Origin of the sequence: Paenibacillus zeirhizosphaerae, from assembly GCF_030705605.1 — a bacterium.
Classification (GTDB): domain Bacteria; phylum Bacillota; class Bacilli; order Paenibacillales; family Paenibacillaceae; genus Paenibacillus; species Paenibacillus zeirhizosphaerae.
The window spans coordinates 11,954-38,453 of record NZ_JAPCKK010000011.1 but is presented as its reverse complement, the minus strand read 5'-3'; the positions used below and the strand labels follow the sequence as shown (position 1 = coordinate 38,453).

Sequence of the window (26,500 nt, the reverse complement as noted above, 5' to 3'; positions counted from 1 at the left end):
GAGGATTATTAACAATGGGAGTTTGGGCATTTGTAGCAGCAGCTATCGCTGTAGGTTTGGGTGCGCTTGGCGCAGGTATCGGTAACGGTCTGATCGTAAGTAAAACAGTTGAAGGGATCGCTCGTCAGCCTGAGGCGAAATCCTCACTGCAAACGGTAATGTTTATCGGTGTAGGTCTGGTAGAAGCCCTGCCAATCATCGGTGTCGTACTGGCGTTCATTTTCTACGCTGCAGCTTAATTGAATGGAACAAGGTTTGGCGGGGAAGGCACAGCCATCCGCGCCTTCTTTGTTGAGTCTAATATGATCAGGTCAATGGAACTGACGTTTACCGGAAAGGAGTGACTTCAATTGCATTTAGAATGGACATCCATCGTTCTTACGTTAATTGCGTTTTTGATTCTGTATTGGCTGTTGACCCGTTACGCTTTCGGTCCCCTCTTTTCCGTCATGGAGAAGCGGCGTGAGCTTGTCACTCAGCAAATGAACGAAGCGAAACAAACCCGCGAACAGGCGGCTGCCTATGTTGAGGAGCAGAAGCAGGCTCTGCAGCAGGCGCGCAAGGAAGCCTATGATATCATTGAGCAATCGAAGCAAACCGGCAGCAAACAGGCTGAGCAAATTATTGGCGAGGCGCGCAGCGAAGCCGACCGTCTCAAGGGTGAAGCCGTGCGCGAGATCGAAAGCGAGCGCAATAAAGCGATCGCCGCTCTGCGCAGCGAAGTGGGCAAAGCATCTGTGCAGATTGCTTCCAAGCTGATTCAGAAAGAAATCAAGGAAGATCAAGTCCAGGAAGAGCTCGTTGACCAGTACCTGAAAGAGGTAGGGGGCAGAGCATGAGCCAGGACACTGTAGTTGCCAAACGGTATGCAAAGGCGCTCTTTGAAGTGGCCGAGCAGCAGCAGAAGGTGACGGAGACAGAGCAGGAGCTCAGAGCCTTCGTGGAGGCTGTTTCAGGAGATGCGGAAATCCGGGATTTCATTCATTCCCCGAATGTTACGGAGTCGGTTAAGCTGCAGGTGCTGGCAGGAAGCTTTGAGAACAAGCTGTCCGCTCCGGTCCTCAGTACGATCAAGCTGATGATTCAGCGGGGCAGAGCCGATCTGTTCAGCGCATTACTGGATGGCTATCTGGCGATTCAGGAGGATAAGCTTGGTGTGGCTGATGCCAAAGTGTTCTCAGTATATGCGCTTAGCAACGAGGAAAAAGCGACGGTAGCCGAACAATTCGGTGCGCGTGTAAATAAAACGATCCGGGTGGAAAATATCGTGGACCCGGAACTGCTCGGCGGATTGAAAGTGGTCATCGGTGACACGATGTTCGACGGCAGTGTGGCCGGCAAGCTGGAGCGGCTGGAGAAGTCTTTCAATAGACGAGTATAGAAGATAGGGGTGAACACACTTGAGTATCAGACCTGAAGAAATCAGCACATTGATTAAAAGTCAAATAGAGCAGTATAAAACGGACATTGAGGTTGTTGAGGTCGGCACCGTTGTAGAAGTCGGTGATGGTATCGCCCGTGTCTACGGTCTCGAGAAAGTTATGTCAGGCGAGCTGGTTGAATTCGAGAGCGGCGTTTTGGGCTTGGCACTCAACGTGGAAGAAAGCAATGTCGGTGTCGTTATTCTGGGTGAATACTCCGACATCCGTGAAGGCGGACAGGTAAAACGTACAGGACAAATCATGCAGGTGCCTGTAGGCGAAGCATTGATCGGCCGCGTAGTGAATCCGCTGGGTATTCCGGTAGACGGTAAAGGTCCGCTCGACACACAAGAGTTCCGTCCGGTGGAGTATCAGGCCCCTGGCGTTATGGCCCGTAAATCTGTTCATGAGCCAATGCAAACCGGCATCAAGGCGATTGACGCGATGGTTCCAATCGGTCGCGGCCAGCGGGAATTGATCATCGGTGACCGTCAGACGGGTAAAACCTCGGTTGCCATCGACGCCATTCTGAACCAAAAAGGCAGCGGCATGAAGTGTATCTATGTTGCTATTGGCCAGAAGCAATCAACCGTCGCTCAAGTAGTTGAAACGCTGCGTCGTAACGGAGCATTGGAATACACCATCGTTGTTACGGCATCGGCTTCCGAGCCTTCACCACTGCTGTACATAGCACCGTATGCAGGTGCTGCAATGGGCGAGTACTTCATGTTTAAAGGCGAGCATGTCCTGATCGTATACGATGACCTGTCCAAACAGGCTGCAGCATATCGCGAATTGTCCCTGTTGCTCCGCCGTCCTCCGGGCCGGGAAGCGTATCCGGGTGACGTATTCTACCTGCACTCCCGCTTGCTGGAGCGTGCAGCCAAACTGAACGACGAGCTGGGAGGCGGTTCCATGACGGCGCTGCCGTTCATCGAAACCCAGGCTTCCGACGTTTCGGCTTATATTCCTACGAACGTAATCTCGATTACGGACGGACAAATCTTCCTAGAGGCAGACTTGTTCTATGCAGGTCAGCGTCCGGCGATCAACGTAGGTATCTCCGTATCCCGTGTCGGCGGTTCCGCGCAAATCAAAGCCATGAAGAAGGTTGCAGGCTCCCTGCGTCTGGATCTGGCTCAATATCGGGAGTTGCAGGCTTTCGCACAGTTCGGCTCCGATCTGGATAAATCGACAAAAGCCCGTCTTGACCGCGGTGCGCGTATGATGGAAATTCTCAAGCAGGACGTGAATCAGCCGCTCGCTGTTGAGCTGCAGGTTGTAAGCTTGTATACGGCGGTTAGAGGTTACCTTGACGATATTCCGGTAGGAGACGTTCGTCGTTTCGAGAAGGAATTCCTCATGTACATGCAGTCCAATCATGACAATGTTCTGCAATCGATCCGCGATACGAAGGATCTTGTTGCAGATAATGAAACAGCGCTGAAAGCTGCGATCGAGCAGTTCAAGAAAACTTTTGCTGCCTCGGCTTAAGCTGTACCTTAAAAATGAGTAATTTCCAGCCAAGTCCGCTCTCCTTTGCCGGACTTGGCTCATAAATAGGATATTGTGTTGCTTTGCTTACGAAGATAGCTTTGACTTCGTCAAAGCTTTAAGCGAGTGCTTACGAAGATATCTTTGACTACGTCAAAGATTTGAGGTGGTGAAATCATGGCAAAAGGCATGCGCGAGATTAAACGCCAAATCAAAAGTGTGCAGAACACGAAGCAGATCACCAAGGCGATGGAAATGGTGGCGGCCTCCAAGCTGAGAAAAGCGCAGGAGAAGGCTGACGCCGCTCGTCCTTATGCGGAGAAGCTTAAGGAAGTGGTTGCCAGCATCGCCACCGGAACCAAAGGGATTAAGCACCCTATGCTCGAAACCCGCCCAGTCAAGAAAACAGCTTATCTGATCATCACTTCAGATCGTGGCTTAGCCGGCGGATACAACTCGAACGTTTTGCGTGCTGTCACCGCAACGCTGGCTGAACGCCACAGCTCACAGGATGAGTTTGTACTGTTCGTCATCGGGCGCAAGGGACGCGACTACTTCACACGCCGCGGTTATGCTCTGGCAGATACAGTAACGGACCTGTCCGATTCACCTGCATTTGCGGATATCAAATCCATCGCCTACAATGCGGTCCGGGGATTTGAGCAGAGCGATTTTGATGAGCTGTATATATGTTACAACCGGTTCGTGAATGCGTTAACCCAGATTCCTACGGTGGATCGTCTGCTGCCGATGGCCGCACCGACAGCCACTGAAGCGTCTCTGACTGCCAGCTACGAATATGAGCCTTCAGCCGAGGGTGTTCTCGAAGTGCTGCTTCCCCGTTATGCGGAGACGCTTATTTACGGAGCTTTGCTTGATGGTAAAGCCAGTGAGCTGGGCGCGAAGATGACGGCGATGGGCTCGGCGACCAAGAACGCATCGAAAATGATTAATGAGCTGACGCTTACTTATAACCGCGCCCGCCAAGCGGCAATCACCCAGGAAATCACGGAGATTGTAGCGGGAGCAAATGCACAAGTGTGATCGGAGTTTCATAAATATCAGAGCTTAGCTCGCAAAGCAATAAGCAAGGTATCGGAATTTGCTGTGCAAAGCTTGTAGGAGGGAAAGAAGAAAATGAACAAAGGACGCGTTGTGAGCATTATGGGTCCGGTTGTCGACGTTGAATTCGAACGTGGTCAACTTCCGGAGCTTCTTAATGCCATCACTATCCAAGGCGAATTGGAAGGCGGTAAAAGAATCGACCTGACGCTGGAAACATCCAAGCATCTGGGAGACAACCGTGTACGCTGTATCGCAATGTCTTCTACAGACGGTCTTGTACGCGGTATGGAAGCAGTGGACATGGGGGCGCCGATCTCGGTACCTGTAGGTGAGGTTACGCTCGGCCGTGTATTCAACGTGCTGGGGCAGCCGATTGATGATGCAGGCGCTGTGGACAGTGCTGTGAAAAACCCGATTCACCGCCAAGCGCCATCGTTTGACGAACTGACAACGCAAGCTGAGATGCTGGAGACAGGCATCAAGGTTATTGACCTGCTGGCTCCTTACGCTAAGGGCGGCAAGGTTGGATTGTTCGGCGGCGCGGGTGTCGGCAAAACGGTAACGATTCAGGAGCTGATCAATAATATCGCTCAGGAGCATGGCGGTATTTCCGTATTTGCGGGTGTAGGTGAACGTACACGTGAAGGTAATGACCTTTACCATGAGATGAGAGATTCTGGTGTAATCAATAAAACAGCGATGGTGTTCGGACAAATGAACGAGCCGCCGGGTGCCCGTCTGCGTGTGGCATTGACGGGTCTGACGATGGCGGAGTATTTCCGTGATCAAGAAGGCCGTGATGTGCTGCTGTTCGTTGATAACATCTTCCGCTTTACCCAGGCGGGCTCCGAGGTATCGGCCTTGCTGGGACGCATGCCGTCTGCGGTAGGTTATCAGCCGACACTGGCAACAGAGATGGGTCAGTTGCAGGAGCGTATTACGTCCACGAAAAAAGGTTCGGTTACCTCGATCCAGGCCATCTATGTGCCTGCTGACGACTATACGGACCCGGCTCCGGCCACGACGTTTGCTCACTTGGACGCTACGACGAATCTGGAACGTAAAATTTCCGAGATGGGTATCTATCCGGCGGTAGACCCATTGGCATCCAGCTCTCGTATTCTTTCCCCAGAGGTCGTAGGTGAAGAGCACTACCAGGTTGCTCAAGGTGTTAAGCGTATCCTAGCCCGCTACAATGAGCTTCAGGACATTATTGCGATTCTGGGTATGGATGAGCTTAGCGAAGAAGACAAAATGCTGGTTGCGCGTGCGCGCAAAATCCAGCGTTTCCTGTCCCAGCCGTTCCATGTGGCCGAAGCATTTAACGGCTTCCCGGGCAAATATGTTCCGGTTAAAGAAACGGTGCGTAGCTTTAAAGAAATTCTGGAAGGCAAGTATGATCATCTTCCGGAGGCGGCCTTCCTGTTTGTAGGCACCATTGAAGAAGCGGTTGAAAAGGCCAAAAATCTGTAATCGTGTATAACAGAAGGTAAGCCTTACGAAGTAGGCTGTCGATGGACAGCCTGTCAGGAGGGATGGAAGTGAGCACCTTTTTATTGGAAATCGTGACCCCTGAGCGCCAGGTTTACTCGGAGCAAGTGGAGAGTCTGAACGTTCGGGGCGTGGAAGGGGAACTCGGCATTTTGGCCGGGCACATTCCGATGGTCACTCCTTTGCAAATTGCTCCGCTTAGTATTAAAAGGGGCGGCAAGACGGATATCCTTGCGGTAAACGGCGGCTTCGTCGAGATCCGTAAAGATAAAGTTGTCATCCTCGCTGAAAGTGCGGAACGGCCGACTGAAATTGATGTGGAACGCGCCAAGGCGGCTCGGGAGCGGGCTGAAGTCCGTTTGCAAAGCAAGCAGGATGACTTTGACCACCGTAGAGCGGAAATGGCGCTGCAGAAAGCCATAAACCGCTTGAATGTGGCGGGGAAATAAAATTCGTTTTTTAGTACAAAAGTATTAAATATAGGTCAAAAAGCCCGGGATCTTAAACCGCTCGGGCTTTTTTGCGTCGAGTGGGACGGATATAAACGGATATAAATGGTATGAAAAAGTTGGAGTTATGTGAATTTTATGCGCTATTTCAAGCAAAATAAGATAACTAATTTTGAAAAATGTCGAAAACAATTGAAAATGACGTAAATGGGACTGGATTGTTGCGCCTATGGCAAGTATTATAGAATAGTCCAAGCTGGCAAGCAGGCGTGAAAGAATCCGGTTCTCGATGTTTGCATTTTTGCCGCTGACGCATATGATGCATAATAGGCTGTGTACGAAAACAAATAGTCTGGCGGCTGTCAAAGGACTACGCTGCGGAGGTGTTAAATCGTGACAGATGAATTGACACGGCAGATTAGCCAAACAACAGGCATGAATGGCATGGTATCCATGATGGTATCCCTTGTATGCATAGGCTTGGCGTGGTGGGCTCTGCAGAGCGTTAAGTTCGACTTGTGGATTAGAAACCCCAAAGGACCGCAAGGAAGGCTGCTGCATCTGTTTTTGGCTGTCGTACTTGGACGGTTTGTGGCTGTTTTTTTGCTGGATTACATTTCCTGGAGCCAGATGCTGAGGTATATGTTCTGAAGTTGAGACGTTAGGTAATATCTCTCTGTAAGGCCTCAGGAGCATGAAGTGTCGAATAGTATCGACATCAATGGTTAACAATGTGTTTACATGGATTTAGTTTACGGACGACAGGCACCGTTCATGGGTGTGCAGACATGAGTAATGAAAAAATGCTTGTATACGTGCCTTAAACAATGATATGATGGAATTTAGTGAGTTACCAACCATGTGGTTTATTTCGAATTTTAAGCATTTTTTTTACACTACCTTTACAAAAAAATGAAACTTGTTTCCCATGTGGCTGATCTTTAAGCTACCGGGTTACGAGGCACGAAAATAGCGGATACCGTTCTTTTTTTCCACACCGGAAAAGGGAAGTGACGCGCGGAGGGAAGCATGATGAGCAAATTTATCGTCCGCGGTGGCAATAGACTGGTCGGAAGCGTTAAAGTGAGCGGAGCCAAAAACTCCGTTCTTCCGATTATCGCTGCCTCTCTTTTAGGGGAAGAAGGAGAAAGCGTCATTGTAGACGCTCCTCCTCTAGACGATGTTATGACGATTAATAAAGTATTGGAATCGCTGGGAGCAAGCGTTACATATCGAGACGAAGTTATTCGTGTTGACGCACGGGCGATCACATCTTGCGAAGCGCCGTACGAATGGGTACGGAAAATGCGCGCTTCTTTTCTGGTCATGGGGCCATTGCTGGCACGCATGGGATATACAAGAATCTCCCTTCCGGGAGGCTGTGCAATCGGGACACGTCCGATCGATCAGCATCTGAAAGGTTTCGAGGCGCTTGGGGCTGAAATCAGCCTGGGTCAAGGCTATGTGGAGGCTAGAAGCCACGGACGTCTGCGCGGCGCCAAGATTTATTTGGACGTTGCGAGCGTGGGCGCAACCGAAAATATTATGATGGCGGCTTCGCTTGCCGAGGGTATCACCATTATTGATAACGCGGCGAGAGAGCCTGAAATCGTAGACCTGGCCAACTACCTGAACGGGATGGGGGCCAAGGTGCGCGGTGCAGGTACCGGCGTGATCCGTATCGAGGGTGTTGAGAAGCTGCACGGTGTCCGGCATGCGGTCATTCCTGATCGTATCGAGGCCGGCACATACATGGTAGCTGCCGCTATCACAGGCGGAGACGTCTATGTAGAAGGTGCTATTTCTGACCATCTGGGACCTGTGATTGCGAAGATGGAAGAAATGGGTGTTACGGTCCAGCCTGACGAGAACGGTATTCGTGTCATTGCCAGCAAGCCGCTTAAAGCGGTGGATGTCAAAACCTTACCTTATCCCGGGTTTCCGACAGATATGCAGTCTCAGATGATGGCGCTGCAACTGGTTGCGGAAGGAACCAGTGTGATTACCGAGACCGTGTTCGAAAACCGCTTCATGCATGTGGATGAATTCCAACTGATGAACGCGGAGATCAAGGTGGAGGGTCGTTCAGCGATCGTCACTGGCAATGCCAATCTGACAGGTGCTAAAGTGTGCGCGACGGATTTACGGGCAGGTGCTGCTCTGATTTTGACGGGTCTCGTTGCTGAGGGCACTACGGAAGTCAGCGGTGTGCATCATATAGACCGCGGATATGTGCACCTGGCCGAGAAGCTCACTACCCTTGGTGCCGATATCTACCGGGTTTCGGTAGAAGAGAGCAAGCCGGAAGCGGCTCCTGCCGAGAGAGCTGTCAAGGAAGAAGTGAAAGGCGCATTTAAAATACAACCGACTCTGGCATAACGGATTATTCTATGAGATCTACACATAAGAGCTGTTCTCCTTCGGGCTTGAACCCGCAAGGCAGGACAGCTCTATTTTTGTCTGTGAGAATAAGCGGCTGCGATTGCATGCTTTCTCTCAAACCCGGTTCTATCAAGCGTGAAGATCTCATATGATTGATTATCCGGTCCGGTCAAGCACCCCGGTCTCACTTCATAGAACGGAGGTTACTCCCAAAATGAAAGATTCTCGTGCCAGGATCCGCATTCCACTTCTTCCGCCAGAGGACGAACCGGCAGGCCGCAACGGCGAACCCGACGAGCCTCTCTCCGCACAACAGCAAGATACTAGACCCATCCGTCCCAAGAACTCCCGTTTGTGGGGGAAGCGGCTTTCGCCGGGCCCGATCGCTGCAATAACCGGACTGCTCGTGATGGCGCTTCTCCTGCCAGCCGTCCTGGTATGGCCTCGGGGGCAGCACCCGCAGCCTGTGCCTTCCGGGAAGGTCCAGCCCGATACAGCAGCATTGCCGCAGTCCACTGCACCACCCAGCCCGAAGAAAAGCGCTGTTCAGCCCAAGGTCATTAAGGTCAGCGTCTTTGTAAGTTCAACAGGCACTACAGAGACTCTTCCGCTTGAAGACTATATTACAGGCGTAGTCGCTGCCGAAATGCCGCCAGAATTTGAGCATGAGGCTTTAAAAGCGCAGGCGATCGCCGCCAGGACCTTCATCGCCCGCCGGCTGTTGGCTGAAGATACAAGCGGTGCCCCTGCTGGGGCCGATGTCAACGACACCGTCGAGCATCAGGTCTATCTGCCGCTGTCGGCTATCCGGCAGCAGGAGAAAGACTCCAAACGGGCCGCAGAGCTGTCTTCCATCCGGAAGGCTGTCAAAGAAACGGAAGATACTATAATGACGTATAAAGGCAAGCCGATCACTGCTTCTTTTTTCTCAACAAGCAATGGGTATACGGAAAATTCCGAGGACGTCTGGATGGCATCCGTCCCTTATCTGCGCAGCGTCCCGAGTCCGTGGGATCAGCGGATCGCCCCCGGCTACCAGGAAAGTGTAACGATGAAAACCGCAGAGGTTTTGGACAAACTCGGACTGAAGCAAGAGGCTGTACAGGCTGCTTCAGGGACGGGGGCTTTCCCGGAAATGAAAATCCTTTCTACTACCGAAGGCCATCGGATTAAGAGCATTCGAGTTGGAGATGCCGTGTTTGAAGGAACGGAATTGCGCCAGCGGCTCGGACTCCGGTCCAGCGAGTTCAGTTGGAGGATCCAAGGGGATCGAATGGTCATTACAACTTACGGTTATGGTCACGGTGTCGGTATGAGCCAGTGGGGTGCAAACGGGATGGCTAAGGAAGGGTACACTGCAACCCAAATCCTCAAACACTATTACACAGGCATCTCTTTTTCGAAGGCTTCAAAACTGCTAGCACCGGATAAAATATAAAATTTTCAAATTTTCTGAGAATACGAGTATAAAAGAATAGCGCCCGGTAACACTGGTTACTGAGGTGATGAAACCATGAATGAACAAAACAAAAACCAAAATCATGAAGAATCTTCCAAAAACGTAATGGGAGAGAGAGCTTCGCGGCCGTCTTCATGGAAAACGCTGTTGTCCAAAAGGTGGGTCTATCCTGCAGCCTACATTGCCGCAGCAGCCATCATACTAACTCTTGTGTGGGTCTATCAGGATACTAGCACCAACCCCCTGGAGCAGAATCCTGCCACCCAAGAGACGGCTCAAAGCAGTGTGACGAGTGCTGTGGGTTCTACCGGACAGGAGCAGGATAGTGTAGAAGTGGTCGCCCAGTCGGAAAACATGGTTTGGCCAGTAGCGAACGCTGATGAGGTAAGCATTGTTAAGCCGTTTTTTGATGAAACTGCATCAGAAGACGAGCAAGCGGCAGCCATGGTGGAATATGATCAAACCTTTACCGCCAATACAGGCATTGACCTCGCTCGTTCCGATGCAGCAGGATTTGATGTAACGGCTGCGCTGAGCGGCAAGGTAACACGTGTTGAACAGCATCCCCTGATGGGCAGCATCGTTGAAATTACACATGACAATAACCTTAAAACTGTATATCAAAGCCTTGATCAAGTAAAGGTTAAAGAAGGCGATGATGTGAAGCAGGAGCAGGTTATTGCTACGGCAGGCCGCAGCGAAATGGAGAAGGATCTGAACAACCATCTGCATTTCGAAGTCATTCAGGAAGGCAAGCCGGTAAATCCGACAGCTTTGCTTCCACAAAAATAATCATGCTTATCCAAAGGGCAGAGGGAATCATCCCCCTGCCTTTTTTGTATGTCTTTCTCCGTCTTTGTCCACATCCTGAAAGGAAATAATTAGGGCTTTAGAAGCATGTCATACCGCCAAAGCGAGCATATCTAAGCCCGCCACTCATATAATGTACCAAACTATCCACAGTAGGGAGGCGGGAGCGTGCACGATTACATCAAGGAACGGACCATCAAAATCGGTCGCTGCATCGTGGAAACCAGACATACGGTCCGTACGATCGCCAAAGAATTTGGTGTATCCAAGAGCACGGTGCATAAGGATTTGACCGAACGGCTGCCTGAAATCAATCCGGACCTAGCGGATCAGGTGAAGCATATTTTGGAATACCATAAATCCATCCGCCATCTACGGGGAGGGGAAGCAACCAAGATTAAATACAAAAAAACAAGCGATAGCACCCAGGATGTTTTGGTTTCCGGCAAGTCCTGAATTTTTGTAGATTATACGCACTTATCCATTGAATCCTTCCCCTAAAGTATGATATGTTAAAAGATGGTACAAGAGCGAACTGTGTCACGAAACACTACAATCCACACATGCATTTGCCGGTTCTTGTCACTTTTTAAAATATGACTTTGGGGGCTCTTTTATATGATTAGCAAGGATATCGGAATCGATCTAGGCACGGCGAACGTGCTGATACACGTAAAAGGGAGGGGGGTCGTATTAGACGAACCTTCTGTCGTGGCCATAGAAGGGGATACGAAGAGAGTCCTTGCTGTCGGGGAAGAGGCACGCCGCATGGTCGGACGGACACCTGGCAACATTACGGCAATCCGCCCGCTGCGTGACGGAGTCATCGCCGACTTTGAAATTACGGAGTCCATGTTAAAATATTTTATCAGCCGGGTTGGAGGCAAAAGCTGGTACAGCCGTCCCCGGATATTGATTTGTGCGCCGACGAACATTACGTCGGTTGAGCAAAAAGCGATTCGCGAAGCGGCCGAACGAAGCGGAGCCAGGGAGGTATTCCTGGAGGAGGAGCCCAAAGCGGCTGCGATCGGTGCGGGTATGGATATTTTTGAACCGAGCGGAAACATGGTTGTAGACATCGGAGGCGGAACTACGGATGTTGCCGTGCTGTCGATGGGGGATATTGTGACGGCTTCATCCATTAAAATGGCGGGGGACAAGTTCGATGAGGCCATTTTGAAGTTTGTTAAAGGGAAGTACAAGCTCTTGATCGGGGAACGCACTGCAGAGGATATCAAGATTGCGATTGGAACCGTACACCCTGACGGACGTCAGGCTGAGATGGACATTCGCGGACGGGATATGGTATCAGGCCTGCCGAAGACGATCTCCATTTCTGCCCGGGAAGTGCAGGGGGCGCTGGAAGACCCGGTATCCAACATTGTAGCCGCGGCAAAGTCGGTGCTTGAACGGACACCGCCGGAGCTGTCAGCGGATATCATCGATCGCGGCGTTATTTTAACCGGAGGCGGAGCGCTGCTCAGCGGATTGGACGAGCTGCTCGCACAGCAATTGCGCGTGCCTGTGCTGGTGGCCGAAGACCCTATGCACTGCGTGGTTAAGGGAACGGGAGTTATGCTGAATAATTTGGATCAGGTGGTTAAGAAACGGTTCTGATCTGCCGATATAGTGTGGTAGATATGTTCAATGCATTAAAGGATGCAGCACGGTGTGCTGCATTTTTGAAATAGATGAACAGCGAGGAGCTGAACAATCAGTTATGCTGAGAGGACTTTATACCGCCGCCGCAGGCCTGATTACCCAGCAGCGCCGTCATGATACGGTTACACAAAATATTGCAAATATCAACACCCCGGGATACAAGCAGGAGACAGCCGTGCAGCGTGCGTTCCCGGAAGTGCTTCTTGCCATGACAGGTGGTTATTCAGACAACCCCAATCGCACGGTAGGACGTCTGAATATGGGCGTTTTTGCAGAGGAGAGCCTCTCTCCATACGTTCGGGGACTTGTTACGCCAAGCGGAGAAACAACTGACTTTGCTGTGGAGTCCAACATTATCGTGAATGACCCGGCAACAGGACAGCCAATGAACTTTGACTCCTCGGGGAAATATGTGGATGAGAACGGACAAGTCACATACAGACCGGAGGCGTTCTTCATGGTGCGGGATGAGGAAGGCAATGTACGTTATACACGAGACGGGCACTTCCGGCTGGACGAGCTAGGAACCCTTCGCACATCCTCAGGAGCTGAGGTATTGGATGAAAATGGGGATCCCATCACCTTGACCGGATCGGTGAAAGATCTTAAAGTAAACGGACGGGGGCAGATCCAAGGGCAGTTTCGTGAAGGAGATCAGCAGACAGAAATCACGCTCGGCATCAGCATTATCGATCAGCCTTACCAGTTAATTCGTGAAGGTAACGGCAGCTTCAGACTGGACACGCAAAGCGGTGCGACTGCAAGATTGCTGCAGGAAGATGACGTTGTGGAAATCAAGCAAGGCTACCTGGAAGGCTCCAATGTTGACGCCACCCAGTCCATGGTCGATCTGATGGCGGCGCAACGCGCCTATGAATCCAATCAACGTGTCATTCAATTCTATGATGCAAGTCTGGACAAGGCAGTGAACCAGGTAGGACGGGTATAGGGGGAATAGAGCCATGAATAACTCCATGATCGGCGCTATGGTTACGATGTCCGGCGTACAGAAGCGGCTGGACATGATTGCCGATAATGTAGCAAATGTGAATACAGTAGGTTATAAAAACAAGGATACTTCCTTCGAGGATGTGCTGTCACGGGTTCAGCAGCAGCCTGAAGCCTTTCGCCAGACCGGGCGGGCGATGCCGCTTGGCTTTAATCTGGGTTTCGGGGTCAGGGCAGCAGCTATGAGCACAGATATGAAGCAGGGTTCGCTGAAGGAGACTGGCAATCCCACGGATTTGGCGATTGAAGGCAGTGGGCTGTTCGCCATTGAGGTCAATGGCCAGAAGGCATGGACACGGAATGGCAGCTTCGGTTTTACTCCCGATCCGCTAGGAACGGGCCTGCTGCTGACCACATCCGAGGGCCATCCGGTGCTCGATCGTAACGATATTCCGGTGACAGCACCCTTAGGCTCGAAGGTGGCAATTGACAAGCAAGGCAATCTGCTGGTTCGGGATCAAGGCAATGGCGTTCCTTACGTGGCGCATCAGCTCCAAATTGTGGAGCCGCAGCGTCCCGAAGGTTTTGTGCAGGGACCTGATAATACGTTTGTATTAGCTAGTGGCGCTACCGAGGCTGATGTGTTCGGGGCAGGAGCCGCAACGGCTCCGGTGTCTTCGACGATTCGTCAAGGCTACCTGGAACAGTCCAATGTGGATCTGACGGATGAGATGACGGAAATGATGCAAATTCAGCGGATGTTCCAGATGGCTTCACGGGCGCTCACTTCCAGTGACACGTTAATGGGTCTGGCTAACACTCTGCGGGCATAGGCGGTAAAGTGATGACAGAACAGAAGGAAACAGCAGCTCCAAAAAAATCCGTATGGCGAATCGTCCGTCATTTTGTGATCCCGCTGCTTCTTGTGCTTTCCCTGTTTGGGGGGCTAATTGCCGGTTATGTCGTTGTAGGTAAACATGGCCTCGAAGAAGTGTTCAATATCGGTACATGGCGGCATGTGTTTGATTTGGTATTCGCTCCATAGCTTCCTTATATATTTTAATCCTAACCGTACGACGGAAGACGTGCGGTTTTTTGCCTGCTGATCAGTATGGTAATAGAGCTACAGGTGTACCCCAAAATGGTACTTGGGCGGAATTTTCTTTTTAGCCTCGGAAAATGTATAATGATGGGGGAGTTTAGTGCATATTCGTTCAAAAGGGCCTTTTCACGCCTTGTTTTTAGCATCGGCGGAAAAAGCCCCTTATCTCAACCTACACTTCTGCAGAAAGTGTAAGGATAACTATAGTTATTACCGGTTTGAACTGTTTTTATGCAAAGGATATGGAGATGATCGCTATGGAAAAGGTGCAGTTGGATATCAATCAGATTCAGGAAGTTATTCCGCATCGTCCGCCGTTTCTGCTGGTAGACCGCATTATTGAACTGGAAGAAGGCAAGAGAGCGGTAGGCATCAAAAATGTCACCATGAATGAACCGTTCTTTACAGGACATTTTCCGGGTTACCCGGTCATGCCGGGCGTGTTGATTACGGAGGCGCTTGCGCAGGTTGGTGCGGTGGCAATCCTCAAGGTTGAAGCGAACCGCGGCAAGATCGGCTTTTTGGCCGGACTGGATGGCTTTCGTTTTAGAGGACAGGTTGTCCCGGGAGATACATTAAAGCTTGAGGTTGAAATTATACGTCTGAAGGGTTCGATCGGGAAGGGAAAAGCAACCGCCAGCGTAGGCGATAAAATCGTCGCCGAGGGCGAAATCATGTTCGCCCTGTCTTGATTTTGCTTCAGCTTACATAGGCAATCCCAATTCTAATAATAATAGTAGGAAGGGGAAACAACTATATGTCACAATTAAGCACACAAGCTCTGGAGAGCATTGAACGCTGGCTTCAAGATCCTGTCATTGATGAGGAGACAAAACAGGAGTTGCGGGCTCTGGAAGACAATGATAAGGAGCTCGAAGACCGTTTTTATAAAGAACTGGAGTTTGGCACAGGCGGGCTGCGTGGTGTCATTGGCGCGGGTAGCAACCGGATGAACCGTTATGTAGTTGGCCGTGCTACCCAGGGGCTCGCACGGTTCATTTTGGAGGAACACGGGGATCGGGAGGGCAAGCCTTCTGTCGTGATTGCACATGATTCCCGCCACTTTTCTCCGGAGTTTGCGCTGGAAGCTGCATTAGTTCTTGCCGGTAACGGGATCGTCGCGAAGCTGTTTCCGTCGTTGCGCCCTACACCACAGCTTTCCTTCAGTGTCCGCCATTTGAAAGCAACCGGTGGAATCGTCGTTACAGCCAGCCACAACCCGCCTGAATATAACGGATATAAAGTGTATAACCAACAGGGCGGACAGCTTGTGCCGGATGAGGCCGAGAAGGTGATCGGTTATATCCGGGAGGTGCCCTCCTTCTCTGATGTGCATCGCATTTCACGTGAAGAGGCAGAGGCGCAGGAGCTGCTCGTATGGCTTGACGAGGAAGAGGACGAAGCCTTCATTAATGTGGTTTCCGGGGTCAGCGTCAACCGTGAGCTAATTGCCAATGGACCGGGCAAGGACTTCAAGCTGGTCTATACTCCGCTCCATGGCACAGGCAACCAGCCTGTACGCCGGGTTCTGGAGAAGCTCGGATTCCAGCAGGTTCATATTGTGCCTGAGCAAGAACAACCGGATGCCGAGTTTTCCACGGTGAAATCACCCAATCCCGAGGAGCGCGATGCCTTTAAGCTGGCCATCGAGCTTGGCGGTAAAATCGGAGCGGATCTTCTGCTCGGAACAGACCCGGATGCCGACCGTATGGGTGCGGTTGTTAAAAACAAGAATGGCGAATATGTTGTGCTCTCCGGCAACCAGTCCGGTGCCATTATGGTATACTATTTGCTGAACCAGCTTAAAGAAGCAGGTAGACTGCCAGACAATGGGGCTGTGGTTAAAACGATTGTCACAAGCGAGATGGGTGCGGTCATTGCCGAGCATTTTGGTGCTACCGTGTTTAACACGCTCACTGGTTTTAAATATATCGGCGAGCTGATGAATAAGTTCGACCAAACTGGAAGTCATACCTATTTGTTTGGCTATGAGGAGAGCTACGGATATCTGGCCGGCAATTATGCTCGTGACAAAGATGCCGTTCTGGCTGCAATGCTGATTGCTGAAGCCGCCGCTTATTACAGCACACAAGGAAAAACGTTGTACGATGTGCTGGAGGAGCTGTATGAACAGTTCGGATACTTCCAGGAAAGACTTGAATCGCGCACATTGAAGGGGAAAGACGGGCTTGAGAAAATCCAATCCCTGATGACCCAGTGGCGCAACAACCCGGCCGATGAAATCGCAGGAGTCAAGGTTAAGGAAGTGCTGGATTACTCCAAAGGGCTGGATGGGCTTCCTCAAGAAAACGTGCTCAAGTTTATGCTGGAGGATGGCTCATGGTTCTGCCTGCGTCCTTCCGGCACAGAGCCGAAGATTAAGGTGTATTTTGCGGTACGCGGCTCTTCCACTCCGGATGCGGAGGATAAAATTGCGCGTCTGGTGGACGATGTAATGTCCCGTGTAGACGCTTAAGAACTTAAAGCAGGAACGCAACGGTGACCTCTCACGGCAATGGGCAGCAAGCCGGGAGAGGTCACCTGCTTTTGAACTGGAATTTCATGGTGGATTCGCGGTCGTGGCTTGGCCTGACGGGAAGTTCGTTTTACGGCATGCTGCACATTCTGTTGGATTAGGACAGATCTGCACAGCGTGTTGAATGATGAGGAGGTACTTTGGTGCATCAAAAATGGCAGTATTGGAATACCCGCGCGCGGAAATGGTTATGGGTAGTCGTCGTCATCGGTCTGGTTGCAGCCATACCGGTGATTAGCGATCGTCTGCAAACGGAGGCAACATCCAGAACAGTAGAAATTGTATTTGATTACCGTGATTTGACGGATGCCGCATCTTACCAAGCACATCCCCAGGATTATCTGAACGAACAGTTAGACAGATTGAAGGAAGCGGGCGTCACTTCCATGGCGTTGTTTGAGAGCACCTTGGGTGAACTGGAGAAGGCTCGCCGTATCGTGACTTATAATGAAAAAGACGTCTCCCGCCTGACAGGACAGCCTGTACCGGGAAATCAAAATTTTACTTACGTACAGTTCTCGAACAAGGAAAGTGCGGATGCGTTCGCACCCATGATCAAAGAGACCTTCGCAAGTCTGGGGATTGCGGTAAACCCGTGGAGCTATGAGGGCCAAAGCGGGCTCGTGATTGAAACCTCGCCGGAGGATGCTTCCCTGAAGCCGATGCAGCCTGACCCGATTGCTATGGCGATGCTGCGCTCCAAGGGCTTTAATATTATGCCGCGGATGACGGACAGCCTGCCGTACAACCAGCATTTGGTGGAGAGTACGCTTTCCACTTTTGAGCAAAATGGGGTAAAGCGTATTCTGTTCGAAGGCGAGTCTGTGAAGGGCTTCCATGATGATGCCGAGATGAACAGCGTTACTGCCTTTGCAGAGCTGCTGAACAAGCATGGTATCGGCGTGGCGGCTATAGAAGGCCTGAAAGCTCCGCAGCTTGGCTTTAACCGGCTCGCTTATTTGATTGATTATAATGTGGTCCGGCTGCATTCGTTGAGTGAAGGTGACTCGACGCTCGATATTCAGACGATTTCTGACCGGTTTGTCCTGGCAACCAAAGACCGGAATATACGGATTTTGTATCTAAATACGATCCCTACCCGGAGTGTTGTGGAAGCAAAGGTTAAAGATTCCGTCGATAACCTCATACAAGCGCTGGCTGCACCGGGGAATGCCGTTCAACGCATAGAGAGTAACGGTTTTACTATAGGACAAGCCGAGCCGTTCCAGGTAAGTGATTCTTCAATGCAGCGTTATTTTAAAATGGTGGCTGTCGCAGGTGCTGTTGCTCTGATCGCCATTATGATTTCCTATTTCATTCCAGCCTTGACGTTGGCTGCTTTTGGCCTTGGCATTATCGGATGTGCGGGGCTGTATGTGCTAAACGCCAGTCTGATGGAACAGGCGCTTGCGCTGGCTGCTGCGATTAGTGCGCCCACTGTGGCCACGGTGCTGGCCATACGGAAAGTATCGGCGCTCCATGAGCAGAATCCGGGACTTTCCGCAGGAAGCAGGCTGGCTAAATCTGTGCTTCTGTTTGTGCAGACCTCGATCTTGTCGCTGGCAGCGGTACCTTTTGTCATCGCTCTATTGAATAACATCAGCTACAGTCTGGTGCTCAATCAGTTCAGGGGCGTAAGCTTGCTGCATTTTGCTCCGATTTTCCTGGTAGCGGTGTATCTGTTCTTCTATAGAGGGATATCGCTTAAAACAGAAATTCCTAAGCTGCTGCGGATGCCAGTTACGGTATTGATGGTGGGGGCGGCGGTTATTCTGGCGGGAGCGGGCTATTATTACCTCTCTCGCACGGGCAATGCCGGATCTGTATCTTCGTATGAAATGGCGTTCCGCACGTTCCTGGAAAATACATTTGGCGTCAGACCGCGCAACAAGGAATTTTTAATGGCACATCCATTATTTATCGTAGGGATATTCGCGGCGCTGAAGCACCGTAAAGCGATTTATGTGCTGATTATCGCCGTAATCGGCCAACTGTCGATGGTTGATACGTTTGCTCATATCCATTCTCCGATTGTGATCTCGCTGATTCGCGGACTGCTCGGTCTGGGTATGGGGCTTCTGATTGGAATTATTGCGGTTGCCGTATGGCAACTGTTGGAAGGATGTTGGAATAAATGGTCTCCCCGGCTCCGAAAATTGTAATTTCCGGCTATTACGGCTTCCGCAACAGCGGGGATGAGGCTGTGTTGAAATCCATTCTAACGGCTTTGGATGAAGCCGGTAAGCAAGCTGGAATAACCGTCGAGCCCATCGTCCTCTCTTCTGATCCCGCATGGACCATGAATATGTATGGTGTGCGGGCCGTGAACCGGATGAGATTGAAGGAAGTCAGAGCGGCGATCAGGGAAAGCACGGGTGTCATCAGCGGCGGCGGAAGTCTCCTGCAGGATGCTACCAGTCCTAAATCCATCCCGTATTACCTGGCTATACTAAAGCTGGCGCAATGGGCAGGAAAGCCGACATTTGTCTATGCGCAGGGAATTGGTCCGGTGCAGCGCAGATGGTTTTACCCGCTGATTAAGTCAGTGTTCAACCGCTGCGCATATATATCGGTCCGGGATGAGCAGTCGGCAGATTTGTTGGCAACCATGGGCGTACATCGTTCCTCCGTTCAGGTTGTTCCGGATCCTGTGATGGGACTCCCGCTGCCACCGCATGCAGAGTCAGGGGCTGCAGATATGCCATCTGCAAAGCCGCCGGTGGTCGGCATCTCGGTACGTTATTGGGATAAGGAAAAAAGAGAGCTGGGCGCCATTGCTGACGGATTGCGCAAGCTTAGCGCCGAGCGCACCGTTCATCTGCGGTTTCTGCCTTTTCACCTGCCGGATGATGTGGAGGCCTCCAGATATGTTCTGGAGCAATTGGGCGATCTGAGCACGAGTGGAAGCAGCCGTATCAGCATGGCGCAGGAGATCACGGACCCCCAGCAGATGCTGCTGGAAGTCAGCAGGTGTGATCTTATGATCGGAATGCGGCTTCACAGTCTCATCTATGCCGCTTCCAGAGAGGTTCCGCTGATCGGCATATCTTATGATCCGAAGATCAATCATTTTCTGAGCCGGATCGGCAGTACGCCGGTTGGTTCATCGGATACACTTAGCGGGGACAAGCTTGCAACGGAGGCAGCCACACTGCTCGACAACCGCGAAGCATGGCGCAGCAGTCGGGCTGCTGCGATTCAGGCTCTGCGGCAGGAAGCTCGTCTGCCCGCACGGCAAATTATCGAATATTTGAGTCGTAAAGGATGATTGAAAGTGATGCAGCAGCAAACAGTTCCGACGGTTCCGATCTTTGGACTCCTGGTATCAAGGCTCGATATGCAGCAGACAGTAGCTTGGTTAACAGCGGCTGTTAGCTCCAGAAGGCCCCATCAAATCATTACGGCCAATCCGATTATGGTCATGACAGCGCTGGAAAATGCGGACTACATGAACGTGATGAGGAGCGCTGAGCTGCTGGTGCCGGACGGCACAGGTGTTGTCTGGGCGGCAGAAGTGGCGGGCATGCCCGTAGCCGAACGTGTGGCCGGATTTGATTTGATGCACGAATTGTTCAAAGTGGGCGAGACTCGTGGATGGAAGGTGTATCTGCTTGGATCAACTGCAGAAGTGATTCAGGCGACAGCAGCCAGGCTGAAGGAGCTTTATCCTGGAGTTGTGATATGCGGAATAAGGGATGGATTTTTTGGTCCTGATCAGGATGACGAGGTGATCAGGGCTATTCGCGAGGTTGAGCCCGATCTGCTGTTCGTAGCCCGCGGAGCAGATACGCAGGAGCCATGGATCGCCAGACATAAGGAACGGTTAAATGTTCCCGTAATGATGGGTGTAGGCGGAAGCTTTGACGTCATTTCAGGCAAGAGCAAGCGTGCACCGGTCGTCTTTCAAAAGCTGCGTCTTGAATGGTTTTATCGCCTGCTAAAGGAGCCGAGTCGGTATAAAAGAATGCTTGCGCTGCCGAAATTCGCAGTGAAAGTACTGCGTGCAAGAGAAAATGTGACAAAAATGGGCTGATAAGCGGGAATTTGACCTGTAAACAACCTAAATTGCCATAAAATAAAGGTTGGTATTTATTTTTGATCGGAGTATAATTCAATGCGGTTGGATCATTTTCACCAAATCTTCACATGGTAAAGAGGACGGCGAAAAGATTCACGTTAAAAATGGGGGTCGAATGATCAAATGTTACCGATCTATATCATTGGTTTTGTCGCAGCATTGGCACTGGCATTAGCCCTGACGCCACTCGTAAAAAAATTCGCGGTCAGGGTTGGAGCCGTTGATGTGCCGAATGCCCGTAAAGTGCATACCAGAATTATGCCGCGCCTGGGCGGGCTAGGAATATTTCTGGCATTTATTTTAACGACGCTGGTGCTGTTGCCGTTCGTACCGGAAGGCGTATTGACATCGCGGGATATTAACTTCATTTCCGCCTTTTTGATCGGTGGAACCTTGATTGTTGTTATCGGTGCTTTGGATGACCGCTTCGATCTGAATGCCAAGCTCAAATTTTTGGTTCAAATTGGTATCGCCAGTATGGTTGTTTTCGGATTCGATATTCGTGTTGATTTTGTAGATATTCCGTTTCAGAATGCCTACTCCTCACTCGAGAGCTGGATTTCGATTCCGTTGACCATTTTCTGGATTGTTGGTGTGACGAACGCGATTAACCTGATTGACGGACTGGACGGGCTTGCGGCTGGTGTGTCCGGCATCGCAATCGGTACCATCTTCGTCATGTCCATGCTCATGGGTAATGTACCCGTTGCCTTGTTGTGTCTGGTGCTGCTGGGCAGCATTATCGGATTTTTGTTCTTTAATTTCCATCCGGCTAAAATTTTTATGGGTGATACCGGGTCGCTGTTCCTGGGCTTCTGCCTAGCGATGCTGTCACTCTTGGGATATAAGCAAATCGCAGTTGTTTCTTTTATTACACCGTTGATCATTATCGGGGTTCCGTTGTCGGATACCTTCTTCGCCATCGTACGTCGTAAGCTGCAGAAGAAGCCGATTTTTTCTCCTGACAAAGGACATCTTCATCATTGTCTGCGTGAGCTGGGCTTCAGCCATAGGCAGACGGTTCTGATTATTTATAGTATCGCAGCTTTCTTCGGTGTACTGGCCGTCATCCAGACATCAGCAGCCATGAATGAAGCCAACTGGGTAACCTTTGTGGTTATCTGTATCATGATGTTTTTCCTGCAGATCGGTGCAGAAGTGATCGGGCTTGTCAGCAAGACGAAAAGACCGATTATCAATACACTGCTCCGTCTTCGGGTGAAGCCGGACCAATCACGTTCGAAATTATAAGAAAAAGTTTATCGAAGTACTTGCCAAGAAGACAGCCCGCATTTAGCGGATGTTTTTCTTGCGAAAGCCCTTAAGCTCCGCAGCAATGGAGTTTAAGGGCTTTTTGTTGTTTTCTTTGTTAAAGAAGTTCAACAAGCCCGCGTTGCAGCAAGGGATTTTACCTTTTTTAGGGAAAGGCTAAAAAATTGGATTCCTCCGGCCGATAAACTAATTATGCACTCATTACGTGCCAAAAGGTACGGCAGAATCAAAGGAGGACAATCAAGTTGAGAAAATTACTTTCCATGTTGCTGACGGTCGCCTTATTGGTAACCATGGTGCCGACGGCTTGGATGGGCAAGGCGGAAGCCGCCTCGGGAACTTACTTTATTTTTCCGTCAGAAAAATACAGTGTCGGAGATGCGCGTGTGGTTACCACTGAACGCGTAGATCTCGAAGGTTCCTTCAACAATGTTGATGAAGATACGATTTCATACAGTGTGTATCAACTGTCGAAAAACGGCTCCGATTACAAGGAAGTCAGTTCAAATGTAGGGCAGACCGGGAGTATCTATCCGGATGGTACGGAGCTGCGGATTTTGAATGTGAAGCTGTTCTCTGGCCTCAACAAAATTGTGATCAGCGGTAAAAAAGGATCGTCCAACGTATCCGACACCATTTACATCGAATACCGCAATGGTCCGACGTTATCGGATCTTAACGCGACCCTTAACGGGACAACAGTAGCACTACCTGAAGATCCGCCACCGGCAGTTCTCATGGCAAACAACACGAATAAAGGCGATTCTTCCGCACAGATCGTAGTTTCTGGCTATGCGGTCAATGCATCAAAAGTAACCATTTCAGCAAACGGAAAATCGTGGACTTATAATGTTTCGAGCTCGAGTAACTACAAGTTTACGGCTGGTACAGTAGTTGTTAATAAAGGGAACAACACGCTGACCATTACAGCCTCCAACAATGATCAGTCCGTTACAACGACCCGTGAGATTACATTTTTTAATGGCGATACAACCTTCTACAATACCTATTTAAAGCAAGGTACACTCACTTCGGCAGATTTGTCGACAACGCCGGATTTTAGTGTTGATAATGCAAACAATATCGTAATGCATGGTACTGCGGTAGTTCCCTTTACAGGGACTGCACCTGCTAGTGTAGATATTAATTACAAGCTCTCGGGAGGAGCGACGGGCACCGGCACTGTGACGGTGAACCAAGCGAAGTATTCTCAAACAGCGGCTACCCATGTCATGGTGCCGTTTGAGATTCCTATCCCGAATAGTACAGTTTTTGATTCCAAGGTCAGAGCGAACCTTGGCATTACTGGATTGGCTGGTGACAGCGATCTGTATTTCACGCTTCGTAACAGTGCAAAACCGTTTATTTACGGTGTGAATTATCTGCAAGGATACAACAGCAACACCAAAGAAGCGGATGCATTGAAGCTCACCGGAAGCTCCATGCTTGATGCGACTACCAACATTAATGCGGTACCGGCAGGGATTGAGGTTCAGGTTATCAACGCACAGGCTGATACTACTGTCGTCTCGGGCGATCCGAGTGTGGTGGTACTGAGTGACGTAGCCTCCGAAAATGTAAACCGTACCATCAACGGTGTATCAACCAATGTCAAGCGTTTCATTGTCAAGGTAAGTTCTTTGCCAAGCACGGTTAAAGAAATTAGCCTGAAATTGAAGAATGGTAACGAGGAGCTTGAGACCAAAACGCTTAAAATCAATATGCTGTACGGCCCTTACGTGCAATTCGACAGCGTGTATGACGGCCAACAGATTAAGATTGATACCAACAGCCCCGATCAAGCGACTAAACTTAAACTCAGTGCCGTAAATAATTTCAGTGGACAACTGTTCAATGTGGCTTCTGAAAGTAACATCAAATATGATGGGGCTGGCCAAACAGTATTCTTATATGTGAATAATACTAAGATAGCGCTCAAAGCAGATGGCAGCCAAGCTAAATTCGTAGCCAGTGATACGGCTGCAGCAGCCGATGCTATGGTGATAGGCTCCAACACTATCCGTTTTGTATTTAAATCCAATTCGGATGAGTATGAGAAAACGATGAAGATTAATATTACGACAACCAATGTACCTTTGGTCCCTGTAGGCGCGCTAGGAATCATTCCATTCACCTACAAGAAAGGGGATGGAGGGACTCCGCTGTACAAGGATATCGCACCTACGAAGTCAGACCCCAACTTCACGGGAAGTGAGGGGGATTACACCACAACCGTTTCGAAGATGAACATTTTCGGTACGTTTGATTTTATTGATCTGGGTGATAATGAGGAGAATGTTGATCTTAAACTGAAAGACGTTACCGATAAAGGGAATTATATTTTGCAAATTGAATCTTCGAGTAAGCAACTAAATAACGGAGCTCCACTGAAATGGACATTGGAAAATAGCTTCCATTCTGATGGTTCTCCGCAAAAGAATTACTCGGGTAGACAAGTTGATAACTTGGTAGTGTATTACCATCCAAAAGAAGAAAATTTCAGCTTTGTCCTGTTTGATCAGGAAATTCCGCAGGACGGATCTCCACTCGTGTATAACTTTAAGCTGTTTAATGCGGGAGATGGCGGTCCGTCAGCCACTTACCGTTTGGAGATTAACTTTGCTACTTCCTCCTACAAAATTATTCGTCCATTGCCGGATCGCAATCTAATCAATCAGAATTTTGTAGAGGTGGTTGTCAGTGCTCCTAATGCTACCGGTGTCGAGATCGACAAGGAGCCTGCACAAAAGGTTGATTTTGATACAAACTATGATGGGACAATAGAATATCCGTCAGCGTACAGATACGTTGTAAAAGGTCTGAAAGCAAATAAAGAAACCAAAATCCCGATTGAAGTCACTGTTGGGAATCAGGTGCTCAAGGATGAAGTAATCGTTAAATACGTACCTGCCAATATCCCTGGCGCTCAGCAATTGGATACCATGAAAAAGTCTCATAAAGCTTTCGAGGGAGCTCTTCAATTGACCTTCCCTTCGAGTACAAGCCTTATTCGTAATGACTCTTATGTACCTGTACGTTATAAAAACCAGGTCTTCTCCAACCATGATTTGTTGTTTGCCATTGCCAACAGTGAAGATGGTGTTGTGGATCGATATAATAACCTTGGTAGTCTTGATGAGGTCCAGTTGGACCAGATTGACAAAGCGTTCGATGCAGGCGCACAATACTTCATTGGCCAGTTCCCTGACAAGTTCGAGAAGTCCAGCCCAGTGTTCTGGATTGATGCCGGGGTGGCTGATGACCTGCAGACAGATGCGTATGATCCAGTAACGTATGGTTTGGACCCGTATCAGTTATCGCCTACTTCTCCAGTTAAAAACTTCTATGCCCGGGATACGGAAGATGAACTCGTTCCTTCCAAGCGTGGACAGCTGACACTTACTTATAGTAAGAGTGTGGCGGCGGATGCTGGCAAGCTGATTACGGTGCTTTATTTTAACCCTGAAACTGAGCAGTGGGAAAATATCGGTGGGGTCGTCAATAACAAGAAAAACACAATAGTCGTTCCTTTTGACAGATTCGGCTACTACGTTGTGGCTAAATTGGGCGAAACCTACACCGATATTATCAGCCATCCGTATGCACGGAATTATATCGAAGCGACGTTTGCGAAAGGCATTATGAATGCAGAGGATCCTTCTGTTGGCTTCAAGCCGGATATCAACATTACACGTGCTGAGTTTACGGAAATGATTGTTAAGGCACAGCAGCTTCCGTTCAACTATCAGGGGGACTTGTCCTTCAACGATGTTTCCAGAAGCTACACTAACAATCTGTGGGATTTCCGTTATATAGAAACGGCGGCGAGAGCAGGGATTGTAAAAGGCATTCAGCCGGGAGTGTTCAATCCTGAAAGCAACATCACGCGTCAGGATGCGGCTGTTATTATCGCGAAGGCGCTCAACCTTAAGCTGTTGACCGACCGTGCGAAGGTTGAAAAGGGATTGGCCAAGTACTTCAAGGATTATGCGGAAATCGACTATTATGCTGCCGCATCTGTCTTGGCGATTGCCCAAAAAGGCTTTATTAAAGGTTCTCCGATTGATGCTAAGGATACAAGCAAAGGTTATAATTTCAATCCGACTTCCTTCACGCTCCGCGGTGATGCTGCCATCATTGTAGCGAAGGTCATGGCATCTACGAAGAAACTACCAGTTTTACAGTGATGTATCCCATAATTCAGACTTGAAACCGCACTCCACATGCCGCATAAATGCTTCTATATTTATGCGGCATGACAGGGGTGCGTTTGTTTATTGAAGGAATTGACTAGGCTGAGGGAACTATGCCATAATAACTGAAGAGGGACT

23 protein-coding genes are annotated in these 26,500 nt (G+C 49.9%); all 23 read left to right on the top strand.

Features of this window, described 5'->3' with window-relative positions; translation table 11 throughout:
- Positions 1-14 precede the first annotated feature (14 nt).
- The 23 genes from atpE to OIN60_RS04720 all read left to right on the top strand — a co-directional run bounded on the left by atpE (position 15) and on the right by OIN60_RS04720 (position 26,356).
- A complete protein-coding gene (gene atpE / locus OIN60_RS04830) occupies positions 15-239 on the top strand; it encodes a F0F1 ATP synthase subunit C (protein ID WP_305753724.1) in 225 nt (74 codons plus the stop codon).
- 111 nt (positions 240-350) lie between these two features.
- Positions 351-839, top strand: coding sequence for a F0F1 ATP synthase subunit B (gene atpF / locus OIN60_RS04825; protein ID WP_305753723.1), 489 nt, complete (start codon positions 351-353; stop codon positions 837-839).
- Positions 836-1,381: a F0F1 ATP synthase subunit delta gene (locus tag OIN60_RS04820; protein WP_305753722.1), complete on the top strand. Its 546-nt coding sequence runs from the start codon at positions 836-838 to the stop codon at positions 1,379-1,381. Before atpF ends, OIN60_RS04820 begins: the two co-directional genes overlap by 4 nt.
- Before the next feature lie 19 nt (positions 1,382-1,400).
- Positions 1,401-2,915: a F0F1 ATP synthase subunit alpha gene (gene atpA, locus OIN60_RS04815; RefSeq protein WP_305753721.1), complete on the top strand. Its 1,515-nt coding sequence runs from the start codon at positions 1,401-1,403 to the stop codon at positions 2,913-2,915.
- A 177-nt stretch (positions 2,916-3,092) separates the two neighbouring features.
- A complete protein-coding gene (gene atpG, locus OIN60_RS04810; RefSeq protein WP_305753720.1) occupies positions 3,093-3,959 on the top strand; it encodes an ATP synthase F1 subunit gamma in 867 nt (288 codons plus the stop codon).
- A gap of 93 nt (positions 3,960-4,052) precedes the next feature.
- Complete coding sequence (gene atpD / locus OIN60_RS04805) at positions 4,053-5,453, top strand: F0F1 ATP synthase subunit beta (protein ID WP_305753719.1); 1,401 nt, start codon at positions 4,053-4,055, stop codon at positions 5,451-5,453.
- Between the two features lie 68 nt (positions 5,454-5,521).
- On the top strand, positions 5,522-5,920 hold the full coding sequence (locus OIN60_RS04800; protein WP_305753718.1) for a F0F1 ATP synthase subunit epsilon: 399 nt from the start codon (positions 5,522-5,524) through the stop codon (positions 5,918-5,920).
- 435 nt (positions 5,921-6,355) lie between these two features.
- A complete protein-coding gene (locus OIN60_RS04795) occupies positions 6,356-6,571 on the top strand; it encodes a DUF1146 family protein (RefSeq protein WP_305754082.1) in 216 nt (71 codons plus the stop codon).
- A gap of 381 nt (positions 6,572-6,952) precedes the next feature.
- Positions 6,953-8,299: a UDP-N-acetylglucosamine 1-carboxyvinyltransferase gene (murA, locus tag OIN60_RS04790; protein WP_305754081.1), complete on the top strand. Its 1,347-nt coding sequence runs from the start codon at positions 6,953-6,955 to the stop codon at positions 8,297-8,299.
- 217 nt (positions 8,300-8,516) lie between these two features.
- Positions 8,517-9,740 carry a stage II sporulation protein D gene (spoIID, locus tag OIN60_RS04785; RefSeq protein ID WP_305753717.1) on the top strand — a complete coding sequence of 408 codons (1,224 nt, stop codon included), beginning with the start codon at positions 8,517-8,519 and terminating at the stop codon, positions 9,738-9,740.
- Positions 9,741-9,815: 75 nt separating this feature from the next.
- Positions 9,816-10,553, top strand: a complete 738-nt coding sequence (gene spoIIQ, locus OIN60_RS04780; protein ID WP_305753716.1) for a stage II sporulation protein SpoIIQ — start codon at positions 9,816-9,818, stop codon at positions 10,551-10,553.
- Positions 10,554-10,739: 186 nt separating this feature from the next.
- The gene (gene spoIIID, locus OIN60_RS04775; RefSeq protein ID WP_305753715.1) at positions 10,740-11,027 is read left to right on the top strand and encodes a sporulation transcriptional regulator SpoIIID; all 288 of its coding nucleotides are present in this window, start codon (positions 10,740-10,742) and stop codon (positions 11,025-11,027) included.
- Between the two features lie 162 nt (positions 11,028-11,189).
- A complete protein-coding gene (locus tag OIN60_RS04770) occupies positions 11,190-12,188 on the top strand; it encodes a rod shape-determining protein (protein ID WP_305753714.1) in 999 nt (332 codons plus the stop codon).
- Between the two features lie 103 nt (positions 12,189-12,291).
- Positions 12,292-13,182 carry a flagellar hook-basal body protein gene (locus tag OIN60_RS04765; protein ID WP_305753713.1) on the top strand — a complete coding sequence of 297 codons (891 nt, stop codon included), beginning with the start codon at positions 12,292-12,294 and terminating at the stop codon, positions 13,180-13,182.
- Positions 13,183-13,195: 13 nt separating this feature from the next.
- Positions 13,196-14,014 (top strand): flagellar hook-basal body protein, encoded by an 819-nt coding sequence (locus tag OIN60_RS04760; protein ID WP_305753712.1) that lies wholly within the window; start codon positions 13,196-13,198, stop codon positions 14,012-14,014.
- 11 nt (positions 14,015-14,025) lie between these two features.
- A complete protein-coding gene (locus tag OIN60_RS04755; RefSeq protein WP_305753711.1) occupies positions 14,026-14,226 on the top strand; it encodes a DNA-directed RNA polymerase subunit beta in 201 nt (66 codons plus the stop codon).
- A 314-nt stretch (positions 14,227-14,540) separates the two neighbouring features.
- On the top strand, positions 14,541-14,975 hold the full coding sequence (gene fabZ, locus OIN60_RS04750) for a 3-hydroxyacyl-ACP dehydratase FabZ (protein WP_305753710.1): 435 nt from the start codon (positions 14,541-14,543) through the stop codon (positions 14,973-14,975).
- A 65-nt stretch (positions 14,976-15,040) separates the two neighbouring features.
- On the top strand, positions 15,041-16,759 hold the full coding sequence (locus OIN60_RS04745) for a phospho-sugar mutase (RefSeq protein ID WP_305753709.1): 1,719 nt from the start codon (positions 15,041-15,043) through the stop codon (positions 16,757-16,759).
- Between the two features lie 203 nt (positions 16,760-16,962).
- Complete coding sequence (locus tag OIN60_RS04740; protein WP_305753708.1) at positions 16,963-18,981, top strand: DUF5693 family protein; 2,019 nt, start codon at positions 16,963-16,965, stop codon at positions 18,979-18,981.
- On the top strand, positions 18,954-20,087 hold the full coding sequence (gene csaB / locus OIN60_RS04735) for a polysaccharide pyruvyl transferase CsaB (protein ID WP_305753707.1): 1,134 nt from the start codon (positions 18,954-18,956) through the stop codon (positions 20,085-20,087). The genes OIN60_RS04740 and csaB overlap by 28 nt, the downstream gene beginning before the upstream one ends.
- A 9-nt stretch (positions 20,088-20,096) precedes the next feature.
- Entirely contained in the window at positions 20,097-20,852 is a 756-nt protein-coding gene (locus tag OIN60_RS04730) for a WecB/TagA/CpsF family glycosyltransferase (RefSeq protein WP_305753706.1), read from the top strand.
- A gap of 168 nt (positions 20,853-21,020) precedes the next feature.
- Positions 21,021-22,148 carry a glycosyltransferase family 4 protein gene (locus OIN60_RS04725; protein ID WP_305753705.1) on the top strand — a complete coding sequence of 376 codons (1,128 nt, stop codon included), beginning with the start codon at positions 21,021-21,023 and terminating at the stop codon, positions 22,146-22,148.
- Between the two features lie 266 nt (positions 22,149-22,414).
- Positions 22,415-26,356 (top strand): S-layer homology domain-containing protein, encoded by a 3,942-nt coding sequence (locus tag OIN60_RS04720; protein ID WP_305753704.1) that lies wholly within the window; start codon positions 22,415-22,417, stop codon positions 26,354-26,356.
- Positions 26,357-26,500: the final 144 nt, after the last annotated feature.